The organism is Nocardia sp. NPDC004711, assembly GCF_053601595.1.
In genome coordinates, this window is sequence record NZ_JBSGCB010000023.1 from 23,816 (window position 1) to 35,726 (window position 11,911).

The window sequence follows — 11,911 nt, forward strand, 5'->3', positions numbered from 1 at the left end:
AGGGGACCATGCCCGATACGCACGTCTTGAGGTGAATCGGTGGGTGTGTTATCGAATCGACACTGTTGCACGGACTTTCGCGCGAGTCAGTGGAAAGCCGCTTGTAGCTCTTCGATGCTGCGCCCATTGAGGCGGTAGCAGTGCTCGAATGCCTCGGTGTGCCGCTCCCGCGGCCACGACTGCAGCACCACGCCGCGTCCGTAATGCCGGGAGTTGACGAGTTCCCAGCGGTCTCCCACCCGCCGAACGGTGAACCCGGTTCTGGGCACGAGCGGAATCACCGACGCAGACATCGACGCGGACCAGCCTTTCCTGAGAACTTCGAACCTCCCCGAAAGGCACTGTCGCATACCACACTCGAATTTCGGGGTGACGCGCCCTAGCAAATCCTGGGCATGTGGCAGGTGTCACCCGGCGAGCCGGGGCGCTCGGTGTTTGCATGTCGTTCGCCGACTGTATAAACACAGCTCGTGCACATTCACCGGGCCGAACGAGCGGACACGCTCGCCGACGCGCTGGCCGAGCTGCTCGCCGATCCGCTCGGCGATCCGTTCACCCCGGAGGTGGTGGCGGTTCCCGCCAAGGGGATCGAGCGCTGGCTGAATCAGCGGCTGGCCACGGTGCTCGGCAGTGGCGCGGCGAATGACGGTATTTCGGCCAATATCGATTTCGCGGATCCGGCCGCCCTGGTGGCGGCGGCGCTGGCGGAGGCGACGGGAGTGGATCCGGAGCAGGATCCGTGGTCGCCGGAGCGGCTGGTGTGGACTCTGCTGCCGGTGCTGGACGGGGTGCTGGCCGAGCCGTGGGCCGCGGTACTGGCGCGCCATCTCGGGCACGGGGACGCGGGCGGCCATCGGGTCGGCCGCCGGTACGCGACGGCCGCGCGGATCGCGTCGCTGTTCGACAGCTATGCCGCCCAGCGCCCGGCCATGATCACCGAGTGGGCCGACGGCCGCGACACCGACGGCGCGGGCCGGGCGCTGCCCGCGGATCTGGTGTGGCAGCCACTGCTGTGGCGGCGGCTACGCAGCGTGGTCGGGGTGGCGAGTCCCGCCGAGCGCCTGGGCGCGGCGTGCGCGCGGCTGCGGGTGGAGCCGTCCATCGTGTCGCTGCCGGAACGGATTTCGCTGTTCGGCGTGACCCGGCTGACCACCGATCAGCTGGAGGTGCTGTCGGCGCTGTCGGCGGGGCGGCAGGTGCATCTGTGGCTGGTGCATCCCAGCCCCGTGCTGTGGACCAAGCTCGCCGATGCCGAGGTGATCCCGAGTCCCGGTGTGCGCGTGCGGCATCCGCTGCTGGCGGCGCTGGGCCGGGATGTGCGGGAGCTGCAGCAGCGGCTGTCCGGGTACGACCACATCGACACCTATCACCCGCGCCCGGAGACGGCCGCGCCGCGCACGCTGCTGTCGGAGTTGCAGGCCGCGGTGCGGCAGGACCGGTGGTCGCTCATGCCGGAGCCGAACCTGGCCGACGGGACCATCGCGGTGCACTCCTGCCACGGGCCGGCACGGCAGGTGGAGGTGCTGCGCGACGCGCTGCTCGGACTGTTCGCCGCCGACCCGGCGCTGGAGCCGCGCGACGTCATCGTCATGTGCCCGGATGTGGAGCGTTACGCGCCGCTGGTGCGCGCGGCCTTCGGGCAGTGGTCCCTCGACGGGGCCGAGCCCGGGCATCCGGCGCACGGGCTGCGGGTGCGGCTCGCCGATCGCGCGCAGCGGGCGGTCAATCCGGTGCTGGATGTGGTCGGCACGCTGCTGGAGCTGGCCGACGGGCGCGTCACCGTGACCGAGGTGCTGGATCTGTGTGCGGCCGAACCGGTTCGGGTGCGCTGCGGCTTCGACGACGACGATATCGAGCGGCTGCGGGAATGGGCCGCCGAGACCGGGGCGCGCTGGGGGATCGGGCAGCGGCAGCGGCAGGCGTTCGGGCTCGGGGACTTCGCGCAGAACACGCTCAATGCGGCGGTGGATCGCATTCTGCTCGGGGTGGCGGCCGGGGAATCCAGTGAGGACTGGCTGGATCTGGTGCTGCCGCTGGACGATGTGGACAGCAATGACATCGATCTGGCCGGTCGGTTCGCCGAATTCGTGGACCGGCTGGCGGTGTGCCTGCGCGATCTGCGCGGGTCCACGCTGGAGGAACCGGCGGGCACCGCGCGGCCCGCGGCCGAGTGGGCGGCGGTGCTGGGCCGGGCGCTGGACCTGCTCACCGAGATGCCCGCGAGCCAGGGCTGGATGGGGGTGCAGGCGCGCCGGGAACTGGCGACTGCGCTCGAGCCCGCGAGCGGGATTCCCTTGCGGCTCAGCGATATCGGGGCGCTGCTGACCGCCAGGCTGGCCGGGCGGCCCTCGCGCGCCAACTTCCGTACCGGCGAGCTGACGGTGTGCACCATGGTGCCGATGCGGTCGGTGCCGCACCGGGTGGTGGTGCTGCTCGGTCTCGACGACGAGGTGTTCCCCCGCGCGGGCGGTGTGGACGGCGACGACGCGCTGGCCCGGCACCGCTGCCCCGGGGATCGGGATCCGCGCAGCGAGGACCGGCAGCTGCTGCTGGACGCCATCATGGCCGCCGGGGAGCGACTCGTCCTGCTGCACACCGGATCCGATCCGGTGTCGGGTGCGCACCGCCCGCCCGCGATTCCGCTGGCCGAGCTGCTCGACACGATGCGCGCGCATGTCGGCGCGGCCGCCCTGGAGCAGGTGGTGACGCGACATCCGTTGCAGCCCTTCGATCGTCGCAACTTCCGGCCCGAGCAGCCGTTCAGTTTCGACACCGTGGCACTGGCGGGCGCGCTGGCCGCGGGGCGCTCGCCGCAGCCGCGGCCGTTGTTCCTGGGTACGCCGCTGCCCGCGCGTGAACGCGGCGATGTGGAGCTGGCCGATCTGGTGGCCTTCGCCGAGCATCCGGTGCGGGCATTCCTGTGGCAGCGCTTGGGGATCCGGGTGCCGGAGGACGAGGAGGAGATCGCCGACCGCCTCCCCATCGAGCTCGACGGCCTGACCAAATGGAACATGGGCGAGCGCATGCTGTCCGCGCGGCTGACCGGCGTGGACCCGAACGTGCTGCGCGCGGCCGAATGGCGGCGTGGCACCCTGCCGCCGTTCACCATGGGCGCGGCCGTGCTCGACGAGGTCGAGGGCACCGTCGACCAGCTGGTGCGGGTGGCCCGGCCGCTGCACGAGATCCCCGCCCGCACCGTCGATATCGCCGTGGATCTGGGTGACGGCCGCCGCCTCACCGGTACCGTCCCGGACGTCCACGACGACGCGCTGCTGCGCACCACGTTCTCGCGGCTGGCTCCGAAACACCGGATGGCGGCCTGGATTCGCCTGCTCGCGCTGGCCGCGACGGGCACCCACCAGTCGTGGCGCGCCATCACCATCGGGCGTGGCAAACACCATCGCCCCGCCTGGCAGTCCACCCTCACCTCGCCCACCGCGCCCCTGGCCCGCGGCATCCTGCGCGACCTGGTGCTGCTGCGGGACGAGGGCCTGTCCGAACCCCTGCCCATCGCCCCCTCGGCCTCGGCCACCTACGCCGAACGCCGCCTCGCCGGTGCCTCCGCCGAGGACGCCCTGCACGCCGCCGGACAGGACTTCGACGATCGCTTCGGCGAACACACCGACCGCTACTTCCGTCACATCCTCGGCCGGTCGCCGCGCTTCGACCAGCTGACCGAAGCCGCCGCATCGACGCTCCCCGGCGTCGACTCCGAACCCACCCGTTTCGGCGAACTGGCACGCCGGCTCTGGAACCCCTTGCTCACCAACGAGAATCAAGGTCAGCCATGACCACCCCGAGGAGGAACCCCCTGCCCGTCACCGCGCCCGGGAGCCCCGAATGACCGACGACCTCTTCTCCCTCACCGATCCGGACCTGGCGCCGCGCCCGGCCACCCGCACGCGCCGCAGCAGCGACGGTCCCGCCGGCGAGAGGCGCCGTCGGGAGACCGCATCCTCGATCGGCGACACCCCGGATCTATTCGATCTGTCTGCCGCCGAGCCGGATTCGGCGATGCCGGGCGGCGAACCGGACCGCGATCATTCCGGGGCCGCCGACCACGGGCTGTGGGATGCGCCCGCCGATGTCGGCGATGATGCTGGGCCGCAGGATGATTCGGTCGCCATGTCCGCAATTTCCCCGTCGTCCGGGGATTCGGGGAATCGGTTCGAGCTGACGGGGCCGTTGCCGGTGGGGACCACCGTGCTCGAGGCGAGTGCGGGAACCGGGAAGACCTACGCCATCGTGGGGCTGGCGGTGCGGTTCGTGGCCGAGCTGGGGGTGGATGTCTCCGAGTTGCTGCTGGTGACATTCAGCCGGGCGGCGACGCAGGAGTTGCGGGAGCGGACGCGGGACCGGTTCGTGGGAGTGGCGGCGGCGCTGGGGGATCCGGAGCGGGCGCTGACCTCCGGGGACGAGCTGATCCGGCATCTGGCGCAGGGGAATCCGGCGGAGATCGCGACGCGGCGGGAGCGGCTGCTGGCGGCGCTGTCGGACTTCGACACGGGAACCATTGCCACCACGCACAGTTTCTGCCAGCGGATGCTCGACGAGCTGGGGCTGGCGGGGGAGCAGGATCCGGGGGTGCGGCTGGTGGAGGGGATCGAGGATGTGGTATCCACGGTCGCCGATGACCTGTATCTGAGCCGGTACGCACGTGGCGGCGCACCGTTCGGTCCGGCGGACGCGCAGCGGCTGGCCGCGGCGGCGGTGGGCGATCCGCACGCCCTGGTGCTGCCCGAGGCCGAGGGCGAGGAGGATCCGGCGGCCGAGCGGGTGGCGTTCGCGACGGCGGTGCGGGTGGAAACGGCTCGGCGGAAACGGCTTTCGGGCCTGCGGGACTTCGACGACCTGCTGGTGCTGCTGCACGAGGTGCTGGCCGATCCCGAGCACGGGCCGCGCGCCTGCCAGCGCATCCGGGACCGGTACCGGGTGGCGCTGGTCGACGAATTCCAGGACACCGACCCGCTGCAGTGGGACATCCTGCGCCGCGCTTTCCACGGACGCGCCACCCTGGTACTGGTCGGTGACCCGAAGCAGGCCATCTACGCCTTCCGCGGCGCGGAGGTGCTCAGCTATCTGGACGCGGTGGCGCACGCCGACAGCAAACGCGAGCTCACCACCAACCGGCGCAGCGACGCGGGCCTGCTGACCGCGCTCGAGCATCTCCACGGCGGTGCGGCCCTGGGGCACAAGGAGATCACCGTGCACCGGGTGGCGGCGACCAGGCCGTTCTCGCGGCTCTCCGGTGCGCCGGAGCGGGTCACGCCCCTGCGACTGCGGTGCCTGCCGCGCAGTGGCGCGGGTCCGCTCAACAAGTCCGGGTATCCGACGGTCGGCCGCCAGCGGGAACGGGTCGCCGTCGACGTGGCCGCCGATATCGTCGGCCTGCTCGAATCCGGGGTGCTCATCGACGCGGGCACGCCCGGCGAAAGGCCGATCGGGCCGGGCGATATCGCGGTCCTGGTCCGCAACCGGAATCAGCTGGAAATGGTGCGCACCGAACTCGAGGCGGCCGGTGTCGCCTCGGTGCTGGCGGGCGGCGCGAGCGTGTTCGGCACGCCCGCGGCCACCGAATGGCTGTGGGTGCTGCACGCTTTGGAGCAGCCGCATCGGGCCGACCGGGTGCGCCTGGCCGCCGGCACCGCGTTGCTCGGGCTGCGCGCCGAGGACATCGACGCCGGGGGCGCGGATCTGGTCGGCCGCCTCAGCGCCGAACTGCGCGACGCGGCCCGGCTGTTCGCCCGCGCGGGCTTCGCCGCCGTCGCCGAAAAGCTCAGCGCCGAAACACAATTGGCCCCCCGCCTGCTCGCTCTCGAGGGCGGCGAACGCCAGCTCACCGACCTGCGCCAGATCGCCCAGCTGCTCGACGACGCGGCCCTGCGCGAGGGCCTGGGCCTGTCGGCGCTCACCCGCTGGCTGGCCGACCGGGTGCGTGATCCGGCCTCCGGCAGCGTCGCCGACCGCAGCCGCCGCCTGGACCGCGACGCCGCCGCCGTGCAGGTCGCCACCGTGCACGCCAGCAAGGGTCTCGAATTCCCGGTCGTGTACCTGCCTTTCGCGTGGGACGCGGCCAAACTACGCAACCCGCCCACCCTGCTGTTCCACGACGAGCAGGGCCGCCGCGTCCTCGATGTCGGCGGCCCCGACGCACCCGGCTACAGTTCCCGCCGCCTGCGCGCCGAGGCCGAGGAGCAGGCCGAGGAACTGCGCCTGCTGTACGTCGCCCTCACCCGGGCCGGCGCGCAGATCGTGGCCTGGTGGGCCCCCGCCTACGACACTCAGACCGCGCCCCTGCACCGCATGCTGCTGGGCCGTGAGCCCGGCAGTCCGGCCGTGGCCGACAAGGTGCCGGTGCCCGCGGATTCGGTACTGCTGGAACGCATCCGGGAGTGGGCCGCCACCGCGGCGCCGGGCGTGATCGCCGTCGAGCCGGTGCGCGAGATCACCCGTGCCCGGCTGCCTCTCGACGACACCGCCACCGCCACCGAGCCTTTGGCGGCCGCCCACTTCGGCCGGGCCCTCGACCAGGCGTGGCGGCGTACCTCCTATTCGGCGCTCACGGCGGGCGCGCACGACGCCCTGCCTGCCGCCGATCTGCCCGAGGGCGGCGTCGCCGACGAACCGGCCACCCCGTCCGTGCTCGCCGAGGACCTCACCGCCTTCGCGGGAGCCAGGCCGTCGCTGATGAATTCGCTGCCCTACGGCGCGGAGTTCGGCACGCTCGTGCACGAGGTCCTCGAATACGTCGACACCGACGCACCCGACCTGGCCGCCGAGATCCGCGCGCGGGTCCAGCACGCGGTGAGCGAGCAGATGTTCGACGCCGACCCGGATGTGCTGTCGGACGCGCTGCTGGCGGTCATGCACACGCCCATCGGTTTCGGTGCGCTCGCCGACTTCCCGACCCGGGATCGCCTGAGCGAGCTGGACTTCGAGCTCCCGCTGGCCGGTGGCGACCATCCGGTCGCGGCGCGGGTGACCGTCCCGCGCATTGCCGACCTGCTGCGCCGCCACCTGCCCGCCGACGACGTCTTCGCCCCCTACGCCGACCAGCTGGCCCACCTCGACGACACCCCGCTGCGCGGCTACCTCACCGGCAGCATCGACGCCGTGCTGCGCACCACCGGACCGCGATTCGTGGTCGTCGACTACAAGACCAACCGGCTCGGCACCGGCGACCTCACCGTCGCGCACTACACCCACGAGCGCATGGCCGCGGAGATGATGCGCTCGCACTACCCGCTGCAGGCCATCCTGTATTCCGTTGCCCTGCACCGGTATCTGCGCTGGCGGTTGCCCGGCTACGATCCGGCCGCACACCTCGGCGGCATCCGCTACCTGTTCGTGCGCGGCATGGTCGGACCCGACACCCCGGACGGCTGCGGCGTTTTCGACTGGCTGCCGCCCGCGGACCTGATCGTCGAGCTGTCGGCCCTGCTGGCCGGGGACCCGGAGGTGGCGCGATGACCGCGATCCAGCTGGCGCAGCGGGGCACCGGCCCGCTGCAGGTGTTCAATGCCGCCGGGGTGCTGTCGGCGGCCGACGTGCATGTGGCGCTGCGGCTCGCCCGGCTCGGCGGCGAGCGGTCCCCGGCCGTCGTCTTCGCCACCGCGCTGGCCGTGCGTGCGGTGCGCTCCGGGTCGGTGTGCCTGGAGGTCCGGCGCATGCACGAGATCGGTGTCGACGCCGAGGGCACCGAGGAATCGGCGATCGACCCGGCCACCCTGCCGTGGCCGGACGTGGATTCGGTCATCGCGGCGCTGCGGGTGAGTCCGCTGGTGACCGGCAGCCCGTCCGGGCCGCTGCGCCCGCTGCGGCTCATCGACCCGCCCGGCGCGAACGACTCTGGCCCGCTGCTCTACCTCGACCGGTACTACCGGCAGGAGGAGACCATCCGCCGCGTCCTCACCGAGCGCGCCGCCACCCATCCCATGGTGGACGCCGAACTCGTGCGCCGTGAACTGGATCGGCTCTTCCCCGACCACGCCGGACCGGGCGAGCCGCCGGACCGGCAGCGGCTGGCGGCCGCCCTGGCCACCACCCAGTGGACCACCGTGATCGCGGGCGGTCCCGGTACCGGCAAGACCCACACCATCGCCCGGGTACTGGCCCTGCTGGTCGCGCATCAGCAGGCCGTGCCCGGTGCCCCCGCCCTGCGCATCGCCCTGGCCGCCCCGACCGGCAAGGCCGCCGCCCGCATGCAGGAATCGGTGCGCGAGCAGGCGGGCGAGATCGGTCTGCCCGAGCTGACCGCCGCGACCCTGCACCGTCTGCTGGGCTGGCAGCGTGGCGGCGCGGGCCGGTTCAAGCACAACGAGTTCAACCGGCTGCCCTACGACGTCATCGTGGTCGACGAGACGTCCATGGTGTCGCTGACCATGATGAGCCGCCTGCTGCCGGCCGTGCGACCCGACGCCCGCCTGGTGCTGGTCGGCGACCCGGACCAGCTGGCCTCGGTCGACGCGGGCGCGGTGCTCGCCGACCTGGTCGCGGGACCTGTTCCGGGACAGGCGAATCCGGCGCTGGAACGCATCCTCGGCGGCGATCCGGCCGCCGCTGCCGCCCATCCGGACGCCCTGTCCGGGCGCGAGCGGGAACGCCTGCGCGGCGGCATCGTCCGGCTCACCCGCGGCCGCCGCTTCGGGGGGCGCATCGCCGAACTGGCCGTCGCGATCCGGGCCGGCGACGCGGACTCCGCCCTGGCCCTGCTGGCCGACGGCGGCGACGAACTGTCGCTCTACCCGCCCGACGACATCACCGAGGTGCGCGCCGACGTCCTGCGCGCCGCCCGCGAGGCCACCGATGCCGCCGTCGACGGGAACGCGACCGCCGCGCTCACCGCGCTGGAATCCCATCGCCTGCTGTGCGCCCACCGCCAGGGCCCCTACGGTGTCGAGCGCTGGGATCGCCTGGCCGTCGGCTGGGTCACCGCCGCCGGGATCAGTACAGATCCCGGTGCCGGGCACTGGTACCCGGGCCAGCCGCTGCTGGTCACCGCCAATGACCACGAGGCTCGCATCTACAACGGCGACACCGGCGTCATCGTCCGTGCGGCCGACGGCACCCTGCGCGCCGCCCTGCAGCGCGGCAGCGAGCCCTACCTGGTGCATCCCACCCAGTTCCCCGGCGTGACCACCGTCTACGCCATGACCATCCACCGCAGCCAGGGCAGCCAGTACGACACCGTGTCGGTCGTGCTGCCCGGACCGGAGTCCACGCTGCTCACCCGCGAACTGCTGTACACGGCCATCACTCGCGCCCGGCGGCACGTCCGCATCCTCGGCACCGAGGAATCCATCCGCTCCGGCATCGCCCGCCGCGTGCTGCGCGCCAGCGGCCTGCGCAACCGGGAATGACCCGCCGCGCCGACCTCGGAACACGCGCCGACCTCGGAACACCTGGCCGCCGCCGGAGTATCCCGCTGGCAGGCCGGCCTGCGGTGGCGCGATCGGCGTAGCGTGGACGGGGCCCGATACGGCTGTCGCCGTGGTCTTTCGGAGTGTGCGGCCGAAAGTGGCGCGTGCGGCCGAAGCGGAAGGTTGCCCATGGCCGAGTGGGAAGGCGAGCGGTCCACGGATGCCGTGGTGTCCGCGGACGGTACGCGGATCGCCTACGTGACCGAGGGAACGGGGCCGGGGGTGATCGTGGTCCCGGGGGTGCTGGCGCTGGCGCAGGGGTACAGCGGGTTCGCCGACGCGCTGGCCACCGCGTTCACGGTGCACACGATCGAGCGGCGCGGGCGCGGGGACAGCGGCCCGCAGCGGCCCGGCCATGGTGTCGAGGACGACTGCGCGGATGTGCGTGCCCTCCAGGACGAGACGGGTGCGGCGTTCCTGGTGGGGCATTCGTACGGCGGGTTCGTCGCCCTCGAGGCGGCGCGGAACCATCCGGGCACCCGCAAGGTCGCGGTGTACGAGCCGGGCCTGTCGGTCCGGGGTTCGATGCCGTCCGACTGGATGGGTCCCTACGAGAAGTACCTGGCCCAGGGCAAACCCTTCGACGCCTTCGTCGACTTCATTCGTGCGATCGGCCCGGACGGCGCGCGCAAGGTCCCGCGCTGGATGTTCCGCCGCATGATGCCCAGGTTCATGGAGGCGCCCGAGATGGACATGGTCATCGCGCAGCTGCCGCAGAATCTCATCGAGCACCGCCAGTACGTGCGGCTCGACGGTACCTACCACCACTACGCCGAGATCACCGCCGAGGTGCTGCTGCTCGAGGGCGACAAGGATCGGCGCGCGTGGACGGCCTCCGATCAGGAGCTGCTGGCCTCGGTGATCCCGCAGTGCGAACGCGTCACGGTGCCGGGACTCGACCATTTCGGCATCGACAGGGGCGATCCGGACCGGGTGGCGGGCTTGGTGGCCGAATTCTTGTCGCGTTCGTAGTGGTCTCGCTCACCGCGGTCGATAGGCTGGGGCTATGGCCACTACGCCCGAGCACGTCGACGTGCTGATTGCCGGGGCCGGACTGTCCGGTATCGATGCCGCCTACCATCTGCAGCGCGCCTTCCCGTGGCGGACCTACGCCATTCTGGAGATGCGCGAGGCCAGCGGTGGCACCTGGGATCTGTTCCGCTACCCCGGGATTCGCTCCGACTCGGACATGTTCACCCTCGGCTACCGGTTCCGGCCGTGGCTGGGGGAGAAGGCCATCGCCGACGGCGGCTCGATCCTGGAGTACGTGCGCGACACCGCGGCCGAGAACGGGATCGACTCGCACATCCGTTACCGGCACCGGGTGGTTCGGGCGGAATGGTCCTCGGCGGACAACCGCTGGACCGTCATCGCCGACCATGACGGCCGGTCGGTGACCATGACCGCGAACTTCCTGTTCAGCTGCTCGGGCTATTACCGCTACGACGAGGGCTACACCCCGGACTTCACCGGCACCGAACGCTTCCCGGGCCCGATCATCCACCCGCAGCACTGGCCCGCCAACGTCGAGGTCGAGGGCAAGCGGGTAGTCATCATCGGCTCCGGCGCCACCGCCGTCACCCTCGGCCCCGCTCTGGTCGAGGAGGGCGCGCACGTGACCATGCTGCAGCGGTCACCCTCGTACATCATCTCCCTGCCCGACCGCGACGACCTCGCCGACCGCGCCCGCGCATACCTGCCCGCGCGCATCGCCTACGGCCTGACCCGCGCCAAGAATGTCGCCCTCAGCACGCTGATGTACCAACTGTCGCAACGCTATCCGAAGCGCATGCGGGCCTGGATCCGCGGCTTTCAGAAGCGCTGGCTGCCCGACGGCTACGACATCGACACCCACTTCAACCCGAACTACGGGCCGTGGGATCAGCGACTGTGCCTGTCGCCCAACGGCGATCTGTTCCGCGCCATCCGCGAGGGGCGGCTGGAGCTGGTCACCGACCGCATCGAGACCTTCACCGAAACCGGCCTGCGCCTCGAATCCGGCCGCGACCTCGACGCCGACCTCATCATCACCGCAACGGGTTTGAACCTCATCCCCTTCGGCGGCGTCGAGCTGGTGGTGGACGGCCGCCAGGTCCATCTCCCCGACACCATGGCCTACAAGGCCGCGATGCTCTCCGATGTCCCCAACTTCGCCTTCGTCATGGGCTATACCAACGCCTCCTGGACGCTGAAGGCGGATCTGGTGTGCGAGTACGTGGTTCGCCTGCTGCGCCACATGGATGCCCACGGCTACGCCACGGCGACCCCGGTGCGCGACCCGTCCATCGGCACCGCGCCGTTCCTGAACTTCGAGCCCGGCTACGTGCTCCGGGCCCTCGACATCCTCCCCAAAACGGGCGACCGCGCCCCCTGGCGCCTCTACATGAACTACCTTCGCGACCTCCCCAAACTCCGCTACGGCCGAATCACCGACCCCGCCATGCGTTTCGAGCGGGCCTGACCCCGGTGGAAGCAAATCGATTGCAGTGCAC

General features: G+C 71.7%; 6 protein-coding genes. 5 read left to right on the forward strand and 1 reads right to left on the reverse strand.

Translation table 11 applies throughout. From position 1 onward, the window contains the following. Nucleotides 1–86: 86 nt before the first annotated feature. Complete coding sequence (locus tag ACWEKS_RS23810) at nucleotides 87–239, reverse strand: hypothetical protein (protein ID WP_326361853.1); 153 nt, start codon at nucleotides 237–239, stop codon at nucleotides 87–89. Nucleotides 240–470: 231 nt separating this feature from the next. Between ACWEKS_RS23810 and recC the strand changes: the two genes are divergently transcribed. The 5 genes from recC (at nucleotide 471) to ACWEKS_RS23835 (ending at nucleotide 11,880) form a co-directional block, all read left to right on the forward strand. Continuing rightward, nucleotides 471–3,791, forward strand: a complete 3,321-nt coding sequence (recC, locus tag ACWEKS_RS23815) for an exodeoxyribonuclease V subunit gamma (RefSeq protein WP_452342104.1) — start codon at nucleotides 471–473, stop codon at nucleotides 3,789–3,791. A gap of 334 nt (nucleotides 3,792–4,125) precedes the next feature. Continuing rightward, the gene (locus ACWEKS_RS23820; RefSeq protein ID WP_452342201.1) at nucleotides 4,126–7,470 is read left to right on the forward strand and encodes a UvrD-helicase domain-containing protein; all 3,345 of its coding nucleotides are present in this window, start codon (nucleotides 4,126–4,128) and stop codon (nucleotides 7,468–7,470) included. After that, nucleotides 7,467–9,359 (forward strand): exodeoxyribonuclease V subunit alpha, encoded by a 1,893-nt coding sequence (gene recD / locus ACWEKS_RS23825; protein WP_452342105.1) that lies wholly within the window; start codon nucleotides 7,467–7,469, stop codon nucleotides 9,357–9,359. Before ACWEKS_RS23820 ends, recD begins: the two co-directional genes overlap by 4 nt. 189 nt (nucleotides 9,360–9,548) lie before the next feature. Beyond that, entirely contained in the window at nucleotides 9,549–10,391 is an 843-nt protein-coding gene (locus tag ACWEKS_RS23830) for an alpha/beta fold hydrolase (protein ID WP_452342106.1), read from the forward strand. Nucleotides 10,392–10,425: 34 nt separating this feature from the next. Further along, complete coding sequence (locus ACWEKS_RS23835) at nucleotides 10,426–11,880, forward strand: flavin-containing monooxygenase (RefSeq protein WP_452342107.1); 1,455 nt, start codon at nucleotides 10,426–10,428, stop codon at nucleotides 11,878–11,880. Nucleotides 11,881–11,911 lie beyond the last annotated feature (31 nt).

Excerpts from the sequence above, each read along its gene's own strand:
- ACWEKS_RS23820 (WP_452342201.1), top strand. The coding sequence starts at position 4,126 with ATGTCCGCAATTTCCCCGTCGTCCGGGGATTCGGGGAATCGGTTCGAG.
- recD (WP_452342105.1), top strand. The coding sequence starts at position 7,467 with ATGACCGCGATCCAGCTGGCGCAGCGGGGCACCGGCCCGCTGCAGGTG.
- ACWEKS_RS23830 (WP_452342106.1), top strand. The coding sequence starts at position 9,549 with ATGGCCGAGTGGGAAGGCGAGCGGTCCACGGATGCCGTGGTGTCCGCG.
- ACWEKS_RS23835 (WP_452342107.1), top strand. The coding sequence starts at position 10,426 with ATGGCCACTACGCCCGAGCACGTCGACGTGCTGATTGCCGGGGCCGGA.